19 protein-coding genes are annotated in these 19,284 nt (G+C 51.3%); 16 read left to right on the forward strand and 3 right to left on the reverse strand.

Translation table 11 applies throughout. From position 1 onward, the window contains the following. Positions 1 to 17: 17 nt before the first annotated feature. The 8 genes from DFR60_RS24165 (at position 18) to DFR60_RS24200 (ending at position 9,260) form a co-directional block, all read left to right on the forward strand. Entirely contained in the window at positions 18 to 1,205 is a 1,188-nt protein-coding gene (locus DFR60_RS24165) for a BMP family lipoprotein (RefSeq protein WP_110325181.1), read from the forward strand. Between the two features lie 66 nt (positions 1,206 to 1,271). Beyond that, positions 1,272 to 2,858 carry an ABC transporter ATP-binding protein gene (locus tag DFR60_RS24170; protein ID WP_341457997.1) on the forward strand — a complete coding sequence of 529 codons (1,587 nt, stop codon included), beginning with the start codon at positions 1,272 to 1,274 and terminating at the stop codon, positions 2,856 to 2,858. Continuing rightward, positions 2,839 to 3,957 (forward strand): ABC transporter permease, encoded by a 1,119-nt coding sequence (locus tag DFR60_RS24175; protein WP_167437715.1) that lies wholly within the window; start codon positions 2,839 to 2,841, stop codon positions 3,955 to 3,957. Before DFR60_RS24170 ends, DFR60_RS24175 begins: the two co-directional genes overlap by 20 nt. After that, on the forward strand, positions 3,950 to 4,858 hold the full coding sequence (locus DFR60_RS24180) for an ABC transporter permease (RefSeq protein ID WP_110325183.1): 909 nt from the start codon (positions 3,950 to 3,952) through the stop codon (positions 4,856 to 4,858). Before DFR60_RS24175 ends, DFR60_RS24180 begins: the two co-directional genes overlap by 8 nt. 1 nt (position 4,859) lies before the next feature. Continuing rightward, positions 4,860 to 5,831 carry a nucleoside hydrolase gene (locus tag DFR60_RS24185; RefSeq protein WP_110325184.1) on the forward strand — a complete coding sequence of 324 codons (972 nt, stop codon included), beginning with the start codon at positions 4,860 to 4,862 and terminating at the stop codon, positions 5,829 to 5,831. Between the two features lie 10 nt (positions 5,832 to 5,841). After that, positions 5,842 to 6,837 (forward strand): nucleoside hydrolase, encoded by a 996-nt coding sequence (locus DFR60_RS24190; protein WP_110325185.1) that lies wholly within the window; start codon positions 5,842 to 5,844, stop codon positions 6,835 to 6,837. Next, positions 6,837 to 7,739 (forward strand): ribokinase, encoded by a 903-nt coding sequence (rbsK, locus tag DFR60_RS24195; protein WP_110325186.1) that lies wholly within the window; start codon positions 6,837 to 6,839, stop codon positions 7,737 to 7,739. The genes DFR60_RS24190 and rbsK overlap by 1 nt, the downstream gene beginning before the upstream one ends. A gap of 171 nt (positions 7,740 to 7,910) precedes the next feature. Continuing rightward, positions 7,911 to 9,260 (forward strand): amidohydrolase family protein, encoded by a 1,350-nt coding sequence (locus tag DFR60_RS24200; RefSeq protein WP_110325187.1) that lies wholly within the window; start codon positions 7,911 to 7,913, stop codon positions 9,258 to 9,260. A gap of 749 nt (positions 9,261 to 10,009) precedes the next feature. On the opposite strand, the gene DFR60_RS24210 is transcribed toward DFR60_RS24200, so the two are convergent. Together DFR60_RS24210 and DFR60_RS31025 are read right to left on the reverse strand one after the other, a co-directional pair. Then, positions 10,010 to 10,504, reverse strand: a complete 495-nt coding sequence (locus tag DFR60_RS24210; protein ID WP_243005170.1) for a transposase — start codon at positions 10,502 to 10,504, stop codon at positions 10,010 to 10,012. Between the two features lie 25 nt (positions 10,505 to 10,529). Beyond that, positions 10,530 to 10,730: a helix-turn-helix domain-containing protein gene (locus DFR60_RS31025; RefSeq protein WP_243005171.1), complete on the reverse strand. Its 201-nt coding sequence runs from the start codon at positions 10,728 to 10,730 to the stop codon at positions 10,530 to 10,532. 183 nt (positions 10,731 to 10,913) lie between these two features. On the opposite strand from DFR60_RS31025, the gene rfbD reads away from it, so the two are divergent. Continuing rightward, positions 10,914 to 11,768, forward strand: coding sequence for a dTDP-4-dehydrorhamnose reductase (gene rfbD, locus DFR60_RS24215; RefSeq protein ID WP_110325202.1), 855 nt, complete (start codon positions 10,914 to 10,916; stop codon positions 11,766 to 11,768). Then, positions 11,765 to 13,048, forward strand: a complete 1,284-nt coding sequence (locus tag DFR60_RS24220) for a dicarboxylate/amino acid:cation symporter (protein WP_110325188.1) — start codon at positions 11,765 to 11,767, stop codon at positions 13,046 to 13,048. Before rfbD ends, DFR60_RS24220 begins: the two co-directional genes overlap by 4 nt. 12 nt (positions 13,049 to 13,060) lie before the next feature. On the opposite strand, the gene DFR60_RS24225 is transcribed toward DFR60_RS24220, so the two are convergent. After that, positions 13,061 to 13,576, reverse strand: coding sequence for a GNAT family N-acetyltransferase (locus DFR60_RS24225; RefSeq protein ID WP_110325189.1), 516 nt, complete (start codon positions 13,574 to 13,576; stop codon positions 13,061 to 13,063). A 273-nt stretch (positions 13,577 to 13,849) separates the two neighbouring features. Between DFR60_RS24225 and DFR60_RS24230 the strand changes: the two genes are divergently transcribed. The 6 genes from DFR60_RS24230 to DFR60_RS24255 all read left to right on the forward strand — a co-directional run bounded on the left by DFR60_RS24230 (position 13,850) and on the right by DFR60_RS24255 (position 19,061). Further along, positions 13,850 to 14,815 carry a sugar-binding domain-containing protein gene (locus DFR60_RS24230; protein WP_110325190.1) on the forward strand — a complete coding sequence of 322 codons (966 nt, stop codon included), beginning with the start codon at positions 13,850 to 13,852 and terminating at the stop codon, positions 14,813 to 14,815. Positions 14,816 to 14,978: 163 nt separating this feature from the next. Further along, the gene (locus DFR60_RS24235) at positions 14,979 to 15,611 is read left to right on the forward strand and encodes a dihydroxyacetone kinase subunit L (RefSeq protein ID WP_110325191.1); all 633 of its coding nucleotides are present in this window, start codon (positions 14,979 to 14,981) and stop codon (positions 15,609 to 15,611) included. Positions 15,612 to 15,635: 24 nt separating this feature from the next. Continuing rightward, the gene (locus DFR60_RS24240) at positions 15,636 to 16,634 is read left to right on the forward strand and encodes a dihydroxyacetone kinase subunit DhaK (protein ID WP_110325192.1); all 999 of its coding nucleotides are present in this window, start codon (positions 15,636 to 15,638) and stop codon (positions 16,632 to 16,634) included. A gap of 12 nt (positions 16,635 to 16,646) precedes the next feature. Next, entirely contained in the window at positions 16,647 to 16,967 is a 321-nt protein-coding gene (locus DFR60_RS24245; RefSeq protein ID WP_110325193.1) for a VOC family protein, read from the forward strand. A 12-nt stretch (positions 16,968 to 16,979) separates the two neighbouring features. Further along, positions 16,980 to 17,810, forward strand: coding sequence for a class II fructose-bisphosphate aldolase (locus DFR60_RS24250; protein ID WP_110325194.1), 831 nt, complete (start codon positions 16,980 to 16,982; stop codon positions 17,808 to 17,810). 150 nt (positions 17,811 to 17,960) lie between these two features. After that, positions 17,961 to 19,061 (forward strand): ROK family transcriptional regulator, encoded by a 1,101-nt coding sequence (locus DFR60_RS24255; RefSeq protein ID WP_110325195.1) that lies wholly within the window; start codon positions 17,961 to 17,963, stop codon positions 19,059 to 19,061. Positions 19,062 to 19,284: the final 223 nt, after the last annotated feature.

Genomic DNA, 19,284 nt, shown 5'->3' on the forward strand with positions numbered 1-19,284 from the left:
GAGAAGGGAGAAAAAGAATGGGACGAAGAATTTTAAGCGTGGCGCTGGCTGCGATGATGGCTTTTTCACTAACTGCATGCGGAGGAAGTAAAACCGGCGCGGTAACCGCCGCAGAGGATACGACGGCCGCCGGAAGCGCAAGCGGGACAACCGCAGAGACATCCGCCGCGCCCGGATCAGAGGCCGGAAAGCCGGTCAAAATTATGTTTGTAAACTACGGCACCCAGGGGGATGCCAGTATCAGTGATATTGTAGTCGATGCACTGAAGGACTTTTGCGGCCGCACGGGTTCCGAGTATAACGTGTATGACTGCAACAGCGATGCGTCTCTGCTGACTCCGGCTATGCTGGATATCTGCGGTTCCGGGGATTACGATCTGGTAATTACCGGATATTACAACATGCTGGAGGGCGCGGAGGAGGCGGCGGCCAAATATCCGGATCAGAAAATACTGTTGTATGACACGGAGGCCGACTACACGGACGGAAAGAACGCAAATGTAAGGAGTGTTTCTTCCAAGCAGAACGAGTGCGCATTTCTGGCCGGGGCGTTGGCCGCGCTTCTTACGGAATCGGATGCGGAGCTTGCCAATCCGGATAAGACGGTAGGATATGTGGGAGCCGCGGAAAATACAGCGATTCTGGATTTCCTGGTGGGATACATTGAAGGAGTAAACTATGTGGACAGCAGCATCAATGTTTTGTATTCCTTTGTGGGAAACTGGTCGGATACGGCCAAGGCAAAGGAGCTTGGACTGATGCAGTTTCAGCAGGGGGCGGATGTATCCTTTTCTGTCTGCGGAGCGGCCGGCCTGGGCGTTGCCGAGGCGGCAAAACAGGCCGATGCTTATAATATAGGAGTCGATTATGATGTGGCGGGATCCATTAAAACGACGAATCCGGATACGGCGGAGCATGTGGTTACATCTGCAGTAAAGGACTTTTATACGATCATGATGAAAGAACTGGACAGCATCGATGCGGGCACAATCCAATGGGGAAGCCACACGGAATATGACTATGCGGGCGGGGGCTGTCAGCTGGTTGATAACGAATATTTTGAAAAAGAGGTTCCCCAGGAGGTCAAGGATCAGTACTATGCAATCACGGAAAAACTTGCAGCCGGAGAAATTAAGGTTGGCACGGCCATAGGGGCTTCGCAGGAGGAGATTGACCAATATAAAGCGGAGGCAGCTCCGTTTTAACAGAAGGAGAGGGGGGATCCCGGGGAACCACGGATCCCTTTCTCTAAAAACAGGAGGCGAAGTTTCGTGACAGAGCGTAAGGAAAAAGAAGATGCAGTATTGTCGATGGAAAACATCACCAAAATATACAGCAACGGGTTCGTGGCAAATAAAGATGTGACTTTCTCTGTCAGAAGAGGAGAAATTCATGGCCTGCTCGGGGAAAACGGCGCGGGGAAGACGACATTAATGAAGGTTTTATTCGGGCAGGAAAAGCCGGAGGAAGGCAGGATTCTGCTCGACGGTAAGGAAATACAGATAGACAGCCCTTTAAAAGCCCTGGAATATGGAATTGGTATGGTTCATCAGCATTTTATGCTGGTTGGCTCTCTGACCGTGGCGGAGAACATGGTATTGGGAATGGAGCCGAAAAAAGGTATTCTCTTTGACTATAAAACAGCGGTAAAAAAGACCGCTGAGATTGCAGAACAATTCAGACTGCCTGTAGATGCACAGGAAAAAGTAAATAATATTTCCGTAGGCCAGAAACAGCGTGTTGAGATATTAAAGATACTGCTTCGGGGGGCCAGAATACTTCTGCTGGATGAACCGACAGCAGTACTGACTCCGCAGGAGACAGAGGAGCTGTTTGCCAGGCTGAAGGAGCTGAAAAAAGAAGGATATACGATTGTCTTTATATCCCATAAATTAAATGAGGTGAAAGCACTCTGTGATAGAATTACAGTTCTGAGAAAAGGCCGTGTGACCGGAAGGGCGGAGGTGGCGGACATCTCGGAGGAGGATATTTCACATATGATCGTAGGAAAAGATGTGGATCTTCATCTGAATAAAAAAGCGGCAGTTCCGGGAAAGACGACTTTATCAGTAAGAGATTTGAGCTGGAAGAATCATTTTGGAAATCAGGTGTTGAACGGTATTTCCTTTGATGTCCGGGAGGGGGAAATTTTGGGTGTGGCGGGAGTGGAGGGAAACGGGCAGTCAGAGCTTTCCGATATCCTGTCCGGATTGCTTCCGGTCTCCGAAGGAAGCGTGCTTATGAACGGAAACGACATTAAAAAAATGTCGATCCGGCAGATCCGCCAGTCGGGCACCTCCCTAATCCATGAGGACCGCATGATTTACGGAGTATCTGAAAAACAGTCGATTAAAGAGAATATTTTTGCCGACCGCTATTTTCACACCGGATATAACCGCAGGGGAGTTGTTGACAACCGTGTGATCACGGATGAAAGCAGCAAATTAATCGGTGAATATCAGGTGGCCTGCGACGGCCCCCAGGCAGATATTGATACGCTGTCCGGCGGAAATATTCAAAAGGTGGTGGCTGCAAGAGAGTTTTCCACGGTACCCAGGCTGCTGATTGCCAGCCAGCCCACCCGCGGCATTGATGTGGGAGCTGCCGAATTAATCAGAAACAAGCTTGTTATGCTGCGGGATGAGTATCACTCGGCGGTACTTCTGTTCTCAGCGGATTTAACTGAGCTTTTGACGGTCAGCGACAGTCTGATTGTATTATATAATGGGGAAATCACGGCGTATTTTCCGAGTACAGAGCAGGCGGATGAAAACATTCTTGGGGAGTATATGCTGGGGATCAAGAGGCAGACACCGGCTGAGATTGGAGGTGTTCTATATGATAATAGAAAAGAATAAAGTCCTGACCAGTCAGCAGATCGGAGGGCGTTTTGCATTTCTGCGGACGCTGGTATCATTGATCCTGGCGCTGGCTATTGCATTTTTACTCATTCTGACAGTCAGCGGTCAGGCGGCGGCAGATATGATGACACTGCTGTTTGGTCCATTAACCAGCATGTCACGCATAACGGTTATGGTGAATAAATGGATTCCGCTGCTGTTTACCGGAACCGCGGTCTGCCTGATGTTTTCCTGCGGCCAGATTAATCTGGCGGCCGAGGGCGCATTCTTTGCGGGGGCCTATACGGGGTCGCTTGTGGCGCTGTTAAACGGGGTTCCGCCCGTGCTGCATTTTCTTCTGTGCGCGGTGGCGGGGGCGGCCGCAGGAGCGGTTATATGTGGAATTCCGGCGGTTATGAATGCTAAATTTAATGTTCTGACAGTCGTTTCCTCGCTGATGATTAACTATGTTGCATTATATCTGGGATTATTTATTATGACCAATCTGGTGAGGGACCCTTCTGTCGGTTATGTGGCCTCTTATAAATTCAATCTGTCGGCCAAGCTGTTTGAATTGATCTCCGGTACCGGCATCCATGCGGGTTTGTTAATCGCGGCTGCCATTGTAGCGGGCGGCTGGTTCCTGCTGTATAAAACCACATTTGGACTGGAAATACGTACGATTGGCTCAAATCACCATTTTGCCGGATTTTCAGGAATGCCGGTATTGAAAACCCTGGTACTGGCGCAGATCGCAGGCGGGCTGATAGCCGGACTCGGCGGAACCGTGGAGGTTCTGGGACTGTATGACAGATTTGCCTACGGCAGTTTGACAAACCACGGCTGGGATGGGGTTACAATCGCGGTTTTGGCAAGGAATAACCCCAAAAATGTACCGCTGGCGGCGCTGTTTCTTGCATATTTAAGAACCTCCGCAGATGTGCTGAACCGCACATCCTCCGTTCCCACCGAGGTAGTCAATATTATTCAGGCGGTTATCATCATTTTTGTGGCGGCGGAGCGTTTTCTGGCCGGCTGGGAACACCGGACAATTGTTAAGAATACGAGACAGGTGATGGCAGTGAATGCACAGGAAGGAGGCAGTCTGGATGGATGAGTTATTCCGTTTGATTTTTTCAGCAGATTTTGTTGCGTCTGTTTTGCGCATGTCTACGCCGATCCTTTTTGTTGGCCTGGCGGCAATGGTGGGGGACAAAGCGGATGTGCTGTGCGTGGCCTATGAAGGAATTATGCTGTTTGCGGCCTTCGGCGGGGTAGTCGGCAGCGCGCTGCTTCATTCGCTGGCCGGCGGACTGACAGGCGGACTGCTGGCGGGGCTTGTGATTACCGGAATCTTTGCTTATTTCGTCCTTTATATGGATGCGAAGCCGATGCTGATCGGCCTGGCGCTGAATATACTGGCCAGCGCGGGTACGGTGTTCGGGCTTTATCTGATAACCGGTTCAAAGGCAAACAGCGCCAATCTGGGAAGTATGGCGTTCTCTGAAATACATATTCCGGTTGTAGAAAACATACCGGTAATCGGAGGTATTGTATCGGGACACAATACACTTACCTATTTTGTATTTCTGTGTGTCTTTTTGGTTCAGATGCTGTTATACCGCACTCCTCTGGGGCTTCGCATCAGAACCGCGGGAGAGGCGCCGCTGGCTGCTGCCTCTGTAGGTATTAACGTAAGTAAGACAAAATTTATTGCGCTTATCATCAGTGGACTGCTGGCATCCATGGGAGGCATATTCATGTCCATGGCATATCTGCCGTATTTTACACGGGATATGGTTGCTGGAAGAGGCTTTATTGGTATCGCGGCTCAGAGTCTTGGAGCCGGAAGCCCGCTGCTTACGATGGTGTGGACCATGGTTTTTGGAGCGGCAGATGCGCTTGGGAGCATGGCGCAGTCGTTCAGGCTGCCGTCTCAGTTTGCTCAGATGACGCCCTATCTTGTGACACTGATTGGACTGGTTCTGATGAATATTCCTAAAAAGGTGAGGAAATAAAATGAAAGAGAAAAGATGTAATGTAATACTTGATGTAGATACAGGCTCGGATGACGCCGTCGCCATTATGCTTGCGCTTAAGTCGACGGAACTGAATGTGAAGGCAGTCTGTAATGTCTGGGGGAATTTAACGGTCGATAAGACGACACGGAACACACTGGGAGTCTGTCAGGCGCTGGGGGCTAAAATACCCGTATACCAGGGATGCCAGCGTCCTATGGTGAAGGACCGAAGCAGCAGCCGTGATTTGCAGAATACTTATCAGCCGGTCATTGTCGACGGGAAAGAACTGAAAATCCACTATGACAGATTAGATGGTCTGCCGGAGGTGATGGGAGGTCCGGAACCGGTTCACGCAGTGCGCTTTTACTATGAATATCTGAAAAATGTGGTGGAACCCGTGACAATTGTGGCGGTGGGACCGCTTACAAACCTGGGATTTCTGCTCCGGACCGCGCCGGAACTGTCTAAAAAAATACATCAATTAATTATTATGGGCGGAGGCGTGGATATTTCTAATTGCAGCGCCGCCGGGGAGGCCAATATCTGGCATGATCCGGAAGCTTTTCAGATTATTCTGAATACCGGGATTATTCCGCTTCTCGTCCCGCTGGATGCGACCCACGCGGCGATGCTGGACGAAAAGGACTGTGAAGAATTAGAGAAAATAGATACGTTTGAGGCGAGATTTACCGCGTCACTGATCAGACAGAGGATTGTCTATGAATCCGCACTGTTGGGACCGGACAGACGGAGGTCGGCAATCCATGATGCGCTGGCTGTGAGCGCCTGTATTGATGAAAGTGTGCTGAAGGATATAAGAGAGGTGTCGTGCACGGTTGGATTGTCGGGCGCTTCCGACGGGGAGATCATGATAGACCGGCGCGCGGTTACAGATCCGGTCAACCTGCGGGTTGCATTATCGGCGGATAAGAAGAGATTTTTCCAGATAATTTGTGAGAGACTTGCGTGAGGAGGAAAATATGGAAAAAAGAAAAGTTATATTGGATGTAGATACCGGTTCGGACGATGCAATAGCCATTATGTGCGCTCTTCTGTCGCAGGAGCTTGAGGTGGCGGCAGTCTGCACCGTATGGGGAAATACAGAAGTGGAATACACCACGGATAATACGCTGCGTGTTCTCACGCAGATGGGGATGGATATTCCGGTATACGCGGGAGCATCGACAGCACTCGTGAAATATTTATCAAAAGAAAGATGTGTGGATGGCACGTGTAAGGCGGTGATTGACGGAAAGGAAGTCAGAATTCATGATGAACATCTGAAGCTGCCCGAAGCAAAGTATCAAAAGAAGAGTCTTCCGGCGCCGTTTTTCTACCTGGATTACTTGGCAGAAGCCACGGAGCCGGTTGATATTATTGCAGTAGGGCCGCTTACGAATCTGGGAATTGCTTTGTCGCTCAATCCGGATATTGTTTCAGGCATACACCAGATGGTGATCATGGGAGGCGGCTCGATGGCGGCCAATGTAACGGCAGCGGCGGAAGCGAATATCTGGCATGACCCGGAGGCGGCCGAGATCGTACTGGAGAGTGGGGTGAACCCGGTGTTCGTTCCGCTGGATGCCACCCATGAGGCAGTCATTACGAAAGATGAGATTGCCGGACTGAGGGAAAATGGAAACTTCTGCAGCAGATTCGCGGCTGAACTGCTGGAACAGCGTATGGCAGTTCACAACGCCATACAGCCTCTTCATCTGAAGGATTCGGCAACGGTCCATGATGCGCTTGCGGTGGCCTGTGTGGTTGATGGGAGCCTGCTTCGGGATGTCAGGGAAGAATCGGTCAGAGTATGCTTTTCGGGAGCGGGGGAAGGTCACCTGGTGATGGACAGAAGAGAGAAGAGGGAAAAGGCCAATTGCAGATTTGCGTATTCCGCGGACAGGGAAGGCTTTGTCCGTTATTTAAACAGGACACTGGGCTGTCCTGAAAATAAAAGTGAACTGAGGAGTGTGTAATGAAAAGGACAGTTGTGGTAGGAAGCGTCAACAGAGATTATACGTTTCTGCTGGATCATCTTCCTGACAGAGGAGAGACAATTTTAAGCAGAAGATCATACAGCAGCACCGGCGGAAAGGGGGCAAACCAGGCGGCTGCGCTTTCCAAGATGGGGCTGGAGGTCGCCATGATAGGCGCGGTGGGAGCCGACGAGCCGGGCGAGCGGGCAGTGGAAGCACTGGCGGCATATGGAGTTTCCGTTGACCATATTATAAAAAAGAATGTTCCAACGGGAAGCGCTTTTATCTGCGTCGATAAAAACGCACATAATACGATTGTTGTTGACCCGGGCGCCAACGGTGCGCTCAGCTGCGAAGATATTGACAGTGCCGCGCAGGTTATCGCGGAGGCGGATTTTTGCCTGATGCAGCTGGAGATCAATCTGGAGGTGGTGGCTCACGCCGCAGAAATATGCAGGGAGCATGGGGGAAAAGTCGTTTTAAATCCTGCTCCTGCTCAAAAAATTCCGGACGAATTATTATCTCTTACCGATTATCTGATCCCCAATGAAACGGAACTGGCACTTTTAACAGGCTGCGAAGTGAACTGCCATACCGCTGTGGCCGCGGCGCGCCGTCTGACCGACCGGGGCGTGAAAGCAGTCATTGTCACAATGGGCGAAGAGGGTTCATGCTATGTTGACGGCCGTCAGGATTTTTTTATCCCTGCGGCAGAGACCAGCGCGGTTGATACCACGGCTGCAGGAGACAGCTATATAGGGGCCTTTTTGTCGGCTCTGTCAAGAGGATATGAAGTCAGAACTGCGATGGAATTTGCTTCCCTGGCAGCCAGTATCACAGTGAGCAGACAGGGGGCCGCCGATTCGATACCTCTACTGGAAGAGGTGGAACGGCTTCTTTAAGAGGCGCCATATTTATTGAGAGAAAGAGAAGAGGGCAGGGGAAAAAGCATTTGTACAAAACCACCAGATAAGTTGTCCAAACATCCCAACTGTCCTTTTTTCGGCCCGAACGATTTACTATAATGAATACAGCTTATTTCATTACAGGAAAAGAGAAGGGGGCGTTTCTTTATGTTGTCATGTGATATTTTAATTAAAAATGCCAGAATCCTGATGTCCGATATGAGTATCAAAGAGAATCAGACCATTGTTGTTTACGGAACACGGATTCTGGACATTCTGGACTCTGGAGCGGAGGATCGGAACGGGGGATACCATGCCGAAACCGTGATCGACGATCCGCATCTGTTGTGGATGCCGGGCCTCACAGACGGCCATCTTCACACCAGCCAGCAGTTCTTAAGGGGAAGTCTGCTGGATGAGAAGCCGGTGATCTGGAAACGGATCAACGTGCCGTTTGAGGCCTCTCTGACGGAGGAAACCATGGCCCTGTCCGCCAGGCTTGCCGGCGCGGAGATGATAAAGAGCGGGACCACATCCTTTGTGGACGCCGGCGGGCCTCATATCGAAGCCGCGGCCGAAGAGTATTTGAAAATGGGGATGCGGGGAGCCCTGACCTGGCAGACAACCGACGGTGCGAAAGTGCCGGATGGTCTGCGCATCGACACCAGGGAGGCGCTGCCGCGTCTGGAAAGATTCCACAGGGAATACCACGGGAAAGGCGGCCTGCTCCAGGTGTACTATTCCGTAACCTCTCTGATGGCCTGCACGGAAGACCTGTTCCGCACCATATTTCTCGCGGCCAGGGAGCAGAAGGTGGCGGCAGAATGCCACATGAACGAGTACGCCAGCGAAGTGCTTGATTTCATCGAACGTTACGGAGAACGGCCGTTCAGTTACTTAGACCGGATCGGCGCGCTGTCGGACCGTTTTGTAGCAGCACACTGTATTATGCTGTCCGAATCCGAGATTCAGACGGTACAGGAACGCGGTATTAAGGTGGTGCACTGTCCGTTCAGCAACTGCGGCAAGGGCATTCCCCAGACGCCGCGCCTCCTGGCGGCAGGGATTCCCGTGGCCTTCGGCTCCGACGGCGCGGGCCACGGCGGACTGGATTTATTCCGGGAGATGCGGGCGTTCCGGTGCATCATGAACGTGGCCTACGGAATCACCACCGGAAATCCTGAGATTATGCCGGCTAAAACCCTTCTATCCATGGCCATGGCGGGCGGAGCACAGGCCCTGATGAACAGCAGCCTGGGAGCAATCCGCCGGGGGAACTTAGCTGATATCATTGCCATTGACTTAGACAAACCCCATCTGATGCCAACGGGAAGTCTCGTGAATACCCTGATCGAGAGTGCCTCGGGAGCCGATATAAAGCATTCCATCATTAACGGGAAACTGGTCATGAAGGACCGGAAGCTTCTGACCATTGACGAGGAAAAGGTTTTGGCAGAGGCCAATGCAGGGATGAAAAACCATGCTCTGTTTACAAAAGCGGGGGCCTATGCGGGTTAAGCAGTGGGAAAGCTGAAACGTCTCACAGGATAATTTCATCAAGATTTCTTTTCTGCACATAATGGACCTGCTCTGCGTCCCGGTAATAGCGCACGTCTCCGTCCGCCCCAACCGGCACCACCACGACCTGTTCCTTTGGCTTTCCAAGCGCCAGCACGAGATCAATAGAGTACTTTGCGGTATCGATATCCAGAAGCTCCGCCAGCCGTTCCCGTCGTCCTGAAGTTTATTCTTCCCAAGGGCAAGTCACAGAGGATGATAGGATAGGCCGATGGCCGCTCTCCCTTTACGGGCCCGTCCCAATCCGGCAGTGCGCCCGCCCATTTCAGTGTTCCGAACACTTGCTCATTTTCTTCCTCCGTGCTGCAGATCCGGAACTTGAGCGCCTGGGAATTTGCGGTGGAAGCGGTCATCCTGGCCAAATCCACCAATTCCCGAAGCGCTTCTGCCGGGATTTTCTCATCCTCATGAGGAACCACAATTCTTAATAATTCTGTAAGTTTATACTGAAATTCCCTTTCCCACCTTGGCAGCCCCTGCGATCTATGGTACAATACCTTGTCACGATTTCAGAATGGAGGATACCAAGTCAATTACCCATGTCTGATGACACTGGCTTGTAACTCAACTACACGTAGTACGGCATGTGATTCATGCCACCTACCTCAAACGCTGGCTACAATAGGCTGCAGGAAAGTCCCCCTCACATACGTTCGGCGGAATAGTTGACGACAGCCCGCCTGCTTCGGCTATGCCTGACAGGCCTCTGCGAACAGAGTATTACATCCTTTACGATAGATATTGATGGCCCCTGTCCGGTCGTCATTACTCCGGTAACCGCATACGGTACAGCAAAATTCATGCTTTCTTCTGTTACGGTTAGCCTTTGTCGTATTCCCGCAGACCGGACAGCTCTGACTGGTGTACTTCGGGTCTGTCGCAAGGACTTTCGACTGCGACAGCGCAGCTTTGTATTCCAACATCTCCCGGAACTGATAGAATGCCCAGGAGACTATGACGTACCGGGATTTCCTGTTTTTATGGATCAGTTTAGCAGTGCCAAAGCGTCCTCCGGCAGAAAACCAGTGTTCCATCCCTTTTAATTCAAAGGGGATATGCAGCCTGCCGGAAAGGGTATTTAAACTGACGGACTGACCTGATATGGAATAATCCCGGTTCCATACCAGATCATATGCAAAGTTTCGAAAAGATACTTTCGAGAAAGGGCGGCCATTGCTTTTCATGGATTTATATTTTGCAAGGACGGTCTTAAATACACTCTGAGTCATCTGAGAGCGGGTAGTATAAGGCATGGGCTAATTCGGGATAGCGGATTCCCTCCCGTTCAAAAACGAAAGCAGAGACATAGTTCAGCACATCCCGGATAACGGACAGTGTCTTATTCAAAATAATCATCTGTTCTGATGTAGGATATAGTTTGACTTTAGCAGTAATGGTAATAGATTTCATAGATTTTGTACCTCATAACAAATTATGGACTGAGTACATTTTACCACAAATAGAGGTAAAAAACAAACGAATGTTTGAAAAACTAAAAAACAAAAAGGAGAAGGAGCTTGCGAAAGAGTCAGGAGGGGCACAATTCCTCTCATGTCTAAAGACGCGAGTCTCCATGTGCATTTTATGAATCATATGCAAAAGGTTTGGATTTGCGGAGCAAACGGCAGAGTCGGCCGCAAAATGACGGAACTTTTGGAAAACACGGTGGAGCTGCTGCTTACGGACATCGACGCTGTCGATATCACCGATTCGAAAGCAGTCAGGGATTATGCAGGCATGAACCGGCCGCATTTCATTGTAAACTGCGCGGGGCTTACGGATGTGGCCGCGTGCGAGGAGAATAAAGAGGAAGCGTTTAAGGTCAACGCCCTGGGAGCCAGAAATTTAAGTGTGGCGGCCCGAATGGGAAAAGCCAGGATGATACAGCTCTCTACGGATGACGTGTTTGACGGAAGCGGGGAGACGCCGTATACGGAGTTTGATACGCCGAATCCACAGACCATTTACGGAAAATCGAAGCTTGCCGGGGAGAATTTCGTGAAGGAATTCTGCAACCGCCACATTATCGTCAGGAGTTCCTGGATATTTGGAGAGGGCAGCAGTTATTTTTCGAAGATTATGAAGCTGGCGGGAGAGGGGAAGACGATTTATGCGGCAGCCGATCAGACCGCTGTGCCGACCGGAGCCTCGGAGCTGGCGGAAAAGATCAACGAACTGATGGAGTCTGCACCGGATGGGTTATACCATGTGACCGGCCAGGGAAGCTGCAGCCGGTATGAATTTGCGCAGGAGATCGTGCGCCTTTCCGGATCAAAGGCAGAGGTAGTGCCGGTAGCGGCTGTGGATGACAGGCTTACCGCCATGCGCCCGTCGTACTCCGTTTTGGACAACATGATGCTGCGCATGTCCGGAATCTCCCTGCTTCCGGAATGGAAAATCATGCTGGAACGTTTTATAGCAGACAGGAAGGATTATACCAGTATATGAAAAACAGAAAAAAGACAGGATTGACAACAAAGATATTTATTGGGCTGCTGGCAGGCGCCGCGACCGGAATCCTGCTTCATTACGCCGTACCGGAGAGCGTGATACGGGATGAGTTCCTGATCGGAGGCATATTCTATGTCATCGGAAACGGATTTTTGCGGCTGATGCAGATGCTAGTGGTTCCGCTGGTGTTCTGCTCGCTGGTCTGCGGAAGCATGGCCATGGGAGATACGAAGAAGCTGGGAACCATCGGCGTCAAGACGCTGTTCTTCTACCTTTTTACGACGGCTCTCGCCATTACGGCCGCCATACTGGTGGCCAATGTGATAAATCCGGGCGTGGGGCTGGATATGTCCTCCATCGAGCGAAGCGAGGTAGCCATCGCAGGCAAGGTGAGTCTGCCGGATACGCTGCTGAATATCATACCGACCAACCCGCTGGGGGCGCTGGCAAGCGGTGATATGCTGCCAATCATCTTATTTGCGCTGATTGTGGGGATAATTCTTGCAAAATTGGGCGAGAGTGTGGAAACTGTCGGCAATTTCTTCAGCCAGTTTAACGATGTGATGATGGAAATGACGACCATGGTTATGAAATTAGCGCCTTACGGCGTGTTCTGTCTGATCGCGAAGACATTTTCGGGAATTGGATTCGATGCGTTTCTGCCGCTTCTCAAGTATATGGCAGGCGTGCTGCTGGCGCTGGCGGTTCAGTGCCTGGTGGTCTACATGGTGATGCTGAAAGGCTTTACGGGACTGAGTCCGTTTCTGTTTATCAGGAAGTTTCTGCCGGTTATGGGCTTTGCCTTTTCCACGGCGACCTCCAATGCCACAATCCCGCTGTCCATCGACACGCTTCATCAAAAAATGGGGGTCTCCAAGAGGATTTCTTCTTTTACCATTCCTCTCGGAGCCACCATTAATATGGACGGAACGGCCATCATGCAGGGCGTTGCCGTGGTATTTGCCGCGCAGGCGTTTGGGATCAGCCTGTCTGCAGCCGATTATATGACGGTCATTCTGACGGCTACCCTGGCCTCCATCGGAACGGCGGGCGTGCCGGGCGTAGGGCTGATCACACTTTCCATGGTGTTCACATCCGTGGGACTTCCGGTGGAAGCCATCGCGCTCATCATGGGAATTGACCGTATCCTGGACATGTGCCGGACCGCCGTCAACGTCACTGGTGACGCCGTGTGCACGACGATCGTGGCCTGTCAGGAAAAAGCAGTGAAAAAGGAAGTATTCTTAAATCCGGAAGCCGGTAAGCAGGCGAATTAACGGTTTTTGCCTCTAAGAGAGGGTAATCCAGTACCTCTGTGTAATCCTTTCAGCCGTCCTGATCTCATCTTCCAGAATCCCGCCGTTGTTCATTATCGTTCTGGCCGAGGCGATGTTTAGCTTATTACAGGTGATTAAAACACGCATGATATGCATTTTCCTGCATTCCTCTAAGGCCAGGGACAGCATCTGGGTGGCATACCCCTTTCTCCGCTCGTCTTTCCTTACGCTGTACCCGATATGGCCGCCGCATTTTTCCAGGGCGTCATTCAGGCGGTGGCGGAGGTCCAACATTCCGACCAGCCTGTCGTTTTCATCGACAGCCAGAAATGTCGTGGCGGGAACAAGGCCTTCTCTCACCGTTGCCTCACAGGAATTGTCCAGAAGTGCCTCGTACCACTCTTTAAAGGTACGGAAATTCAGTAATCCTGCGGTTCCATCCAGGCTGTCACCGTCTCTTTCAAATGATGCTTTGTAATCCAGAACCTGTTCCTCGTAGTCTTCCGTTGGTAATACCAGTCTTATCATAGCGATTCCCTCCTGTAAATGATTGCGCCGATTCACGCCTGTTTTTTGTTATCCGTACATTCTAGCACAGATTCGTGCCGATGGATAGCGGAACCGTAACCGGTACATACAGCAGGAATAAAACCTTTCCGACTCTTCGTGGACAGATACTCGACGGACGGTTATAATAGAAGCAGAGTAGAGGCCGCCTGCCTGCGGCCGAAATGGTATGGAAGGAGCGCGAAGAGCGGTCTGCGGTCGGCCTGACGGCGGGCGTTCTTAAGAAGCACGGATATGAGGGATCGAGACAGCAGGATAGAGCGCCTGGTGGATGTGGCCAGGCTGTATTATGAGAAGGACAGGACTCAGAATGAGATCGCGGGGATTTATGGAATTTCCCGTCCCATGGTCAGTAAGCTTCTAAAGGAGGCGAAGGAGGAAGGGATTGTAAAAATCACGATTGCGGCGCCGGGGGAGGCGGAAGGACTGGGGCAGGGAGATCCTTGGCTGGACCGTCTCCAGGAAAGCTTTGGAATCCAGGGCGGAGCCGTGGTGGAAAACGGTCCCAATGATTTAGCGACCAACAACGCGGTGGCGAACGCGGCTTTAAAGCTGCTTGCCGGGCTGAAACAGGACCGGCTGGGAATCGGCTGGGGCCATATCATCGGCGATCTGACGGCCAGGATTGAGCGGAATCAGGGACCGGTCAGAATCGGCGGCCACATCTGCCCGTTGATCGGAAACGGCGGCGTAGGGCTTAAAAACTACCATTCCAACGAACTGGTGCGGGTGATTGCCGAGCACAGCGAAGCCGAGCCGGAATTTATCTATACGCCGGCCTGTGCGCTTTCTGAGCAGGAACTGAAGCTGACCATGGCCCTGGAGAATTATCATAAAATCTATCAGGCATGGGAGCGCCTTGACGTAGCCCTGGTCAATATCGGGAATTTTCCATCGGTGCCCGACTTCGCGTCGGAAGCGAGGTATGGCAGCCTGCTGGTGAAGCAGAAGGCGGTGGGGCGGATACTGAACTATTTTGTGACGGAGGAAGGGCGGGTGATCCGCTCGGACACGGACTATGCCATTCAGATTCCCCTGGAACTTTTGCGCCAGGTCCGCTATGTGGTGGGAATCTGTTCGGCCAACACGAAGCCGAAAGCCTTAGCGGGTGTCTTAAGGACCGGATATGTCAACTATGTAGTCGCACCGAAAAATGTGGTGAGTGCGGCGGCAGAACTGAACAATGAGTTACATATGTAACTGAAATATGGTGCGTTAAGGCCTTTAAAGCCATTTACACACCATATTTTTGTGCAAAACTGTCAAAAAATAACAAAATAAAATCCATTTATTGACAATAATATGTGAAAATGATAGTCTTTATTTATGACAAACGATAAAAACAAGAGAAAGGAGGTTACATATGTTACTTTCAAAGCCTGAGATAACCAGCATGTTTCGTGGTGTGGCCCGGCTCTGGTGCGCGAATAAAGACCGCTTAAGCGAGATTGATTCACGCTTCGGAGATGGGGATCACGGAGTCACCATCGGCAAGATCGCCGGACTGATCACCAAAAACCTGGACGCATGGGAGGACGACGATATTGAGGAATTTCTCCAGTCCCTGGGAGACGATACGATGGAGATTGGAGGCGGAAGCGCCGGACCGCTCTACGGAACGATGATCGGAGGGCTGTCAGATCCGCTGTCAGGCAGCGACGCTATCGACAGCGAGGGGCTGAAGGCCATGCTGGAAGGATGCCTGGCCGCTATGGAGGACATTACGACGGCGCGGACCGGGGACAAGACGATGATGGACGCCCTGATTCCGGCGGTTTTGGCGGCCAGAGAGGCGGAGGGAGGAATCCCGGATATCTTAAAAGCGGCGGCAGATGTGGCGGAGCAGGGCGCTAAAGACAGCGAGCAGTACGTATCGAAGTATGGAAGGGCCAGGAGCTATAAGGAGCAGACCATAGGGACCCCGGATGCGGGGGCAGTCAGCACATCGCTGTTTTTCAGGGGATTGTATGACGGTCTGATGGAAGCGGGACGATAATTCTTAGAACAGGAGAAATGAATGATGAGAATGAAAAAATTTATCAATGATCCGGAAAATCTGACACCTGAATTGCTGGAAGGATTTGCAGAAGCTCATAAGGAGCTGGTGGAGCTGGGAGACCAGCGCATGGTCATAAACAGGAAGCTTCCGGATGCGGACCGCGTAACGATCGTGACACAGGGCGGATCAGGCCATGAGCCGGCGATCAGCGGATTTGTCGGAGAAGGAATGGTGGATATCTCTGTGGTAGGAGATGTCTTCGCCGCGCCGGGACCGCAGGCGTGCGTAGACGCGATCCGGATGGCGGATAAGGGAAAGGGCGTTCTCTATATCGTTCTCAACCACGCCGGCGATATGCTGACCGGCAACCTGACCATGAAGCGGTGTGCGAAGGAAGGCCTGCATGTGGTCAAGGTGGTGACTCAGGAGGATATTGCCAACGCACCGAGATCCAACGCAGACGACAGACGGGGCCTGGTGGGATGTATTCCTACTTATAAAATAGCAGGCGCCGCAGCCGCGGAAGGAAAGAGCCTGGAAGAGGTCGCAAAGATCGCACAGCGTTTTGCAGATAATATGGCGACTCTCGCTGTGGCCGTGACAGGAGCGACTCACCCGGCGACGGGAAGTCTTCTGGCCGATTTAGGCGAGGATGAGATGGAGATCGGCATGGGACAGCACGGAGAGGGCGGCGGCGGACGTCAGCCTTTGAAATGTGCCGATGAGACGGCCAAAATTATGCTGGATGGCCTGATTTCCGATCTGGATATCAAGTCTGGAGAGAAAATCATGCTGATTTTAAACGGCACAGGCGCCACCACGCTGATGGAGCTGTTTATCATTTACCGGAAATGCGTTTCCTATTTAAAAGAGAAGAACATCGAGATCGTGGCAAACTACGTAGGCGAACTGCTGACCGTGCAGGAGCAGGGCGGCTTCCAGATGTTTATGGCAAGAATGGATGACGAACTGCTTCACTACTGGAACGCACCGTGCAATACCCCGTACTTGAAAAAATAGGAGGAGGTCCCTATGGCGGCAGAATATATGCATATTGGAATCCCTGTGCTGAACAGGAAAGAGGGAATGGTTTACAATGAGGCCATGAAGTTCTGGGTAAGCAATGTGGACGACTATGATTTTAAGATCGAATATTTAAAGTTTGAGGAGGGGACGCCGTTTCCGGAGATCCTTTCCAAGCAGCCGCATGTGGCTTACCGGGTAGATGATTTGGACAGCTATGCGAAACAGGCGGACCGGATCATCTTCGGACCGGTCGACGCGGGTCCGGGAGTACGGCTGGCCTTTGTCATCTGGGATGATGCAATCATTGAACTGTACGAAGAAAAGTAAGGAGCTGGCTGAATGTTAGTAAATATGAATGAGGTACTTGCGGCCGTTCAGGCGCGAGGCTGCTGTGTGGGCGCTTTCGATACGCCCAATCTGGAGATTTTAATGGCCGTTATCCGGGCCGCGGAAAAACGGAAGGAGCCGGTCATCATCCAGCACGCCCAGCTTCATGAGCCGGAGATGGCGCTTCGCGTGATCGGGCCGATCATGGTCCGCATGGCGAAGGAATCGACGGTGCCGGTCTGTGTGATGCTGGATCACGGCGAGGACCTGGACTATATAAAGAAAGCCCTGGATCTGGGCTTCTCAGCGGTCATGTATGACGGCTCCTCCAAGCCGTACGAGGAAAATGTCCGCATGACAAGAGAGACCGTTGCCATGGCTCAGGAATACGGCGCCAACGTGGAAGCGGAGATCGGGATCGTGACCGGCCATGAGGGAAAGGAATTCGTGGGCGGCGCCTATACGGATCCGGAACTGGCCGCAAAATATGTGAAAGAAACGGGCATTGACGCGCTGGCCGCTTCGGTGGGAACCGTACACGGCTTCTATGCCGCCCAGCCAAAACTGGATTTTGACCGCATTATGAAAATCAGAGAGCTGACCGGTGTTCCGCTCGTCATGCACGGCGGTTCCGGTATCAGCGTGGAAGATACCCAGAAAGCCATCCGCTGTGGAATCCGGAAAATCAACTACTTCTCCTATATGTCCAACGCCGGCGTAAAAGGCGTGCAGAAGCTTCTGGAGGAGAAAAACGTGAAGTATTTCCATGAGTTAGCCAATGCGGCGATCGATGCGATGGAAGAAGATATTTTGAATGCAATGGCGATGTTTGCATTAGAGTAAGACAGATCAAAAAAATTATGTATGTAATACCGCAGCCGGACTTTTTGCGGAAAGTCCGGCTGCGGTATTTTTGCCTTGCCTTTCCCTGCCCCCTCTTGTATAATACTTATATAAAACGATTCATAAAAGAAGATTATCGGAGACGATTCCATGATAGAAAAGAAGAAGCTGAATAAAGTCAAGATCGCAAAATTTATCCGCTATAAAGGCAGAACGTCCAAACCGGAGATCGCTGCAGAGCTGGGGATCAGCATGCCCACGGTCTTACAGAATGTGAAAGAACTGACCGAAGCCGGAATTGTCGGGGAGATCGGAGAGTATGAGTCTACAGGAGGCCGAAAGGCAAAGACGCTTTCTATCACAGCCACATGGAAAATGGCGGTCGGGCTGGATATTACGTTAAACCACATCAGCATGGTCGCGCTGGATTTAAAGGGAGCCATAACGGGGAAGAGACGCATCAAGAAGAATTTTGAAAATTCGTTCGATTACTACCAGGCATTGGCGGAGGCGCTGGATTGTTTCCTGGAAGACATGGGGGCCGCGCCGGATAAGATCCTGGGAGTCGGCATCTCCATACCGGGAGTGATCGACCAGAGCCGGGAACTGATTGTCCGTTCCCACGTACTGCATCTGGACAATGTGAAATTTCAGGTGGTCAGTCAGTTTATCCGGTATCCGGTATCCTTTGAAAATGACGCCAACAGCGCGGCGCTGGCGGAATTTGTCCACCGGGACCGTGACGCGGTCTATCTGTCCTTAAGCAACTCCGTAGGCGGTGCGATTTACGTGAACAGGGAAATCTATGCGGGGGACAATTTTAAAAGTGCGGAATTCGGCCATATGGTCATAGCGCCGGAAGGAAAAACGTGTTACTGCGGAAAAAAGGGCTGCATGGATGCGTACTGCTCGGCCAGAGTGCTGTCAGATCACACGGATGACAGCCTGGAGCTGTTCTTTCAGAAACTGGAAGACGGCGACGATGCCATACGGGATATATGGGATTCCTATTTAAGCTATCTGGCAATATCGGTGACGAATCTGCGGATGGCCTTTGACTGCGACATCATACTGGGAGGATACATCGGCCAGTATTTAAAACCGTATATGATTGACTTAAGCCAGAAAATGGCCGGCTATAATATGTTCGAGCAGGACACGGTTTATTTAAAGAACAGCCGCTACGGCATGGAAGCCGCGGCAGTGGGCGGAGCCATGAAATATATTGAAGCATATTTTGAAGAGGTGTAGTAAGGAGCTGTTACTCGAAACGGATCAGACAAAAGAGATGGTATGGAAAGCGTTATGGTTTTCCGTATCCTCTTTTTTTGTATGGAGTCTGTTCCTTTACAGCATCTAAAAAATATGGTATACTCCCGTCTTTGACACATGAATGAACGTATAAGTGCCACAACCCCTTTGAAATACTGGGCTTGTGGCACTTTGTACTCTCTTCACGAAATATAGTAATGTT

Origin of the sequence: Hungatella effluvii (genome assembly GCF_003201875.1) — a bacterium.
Lineage (GTDB): Bacteria > Bacillota > Clostridia > Lachnospirales > Lachnospiraceae > Hungatella > Hungatella effluvii.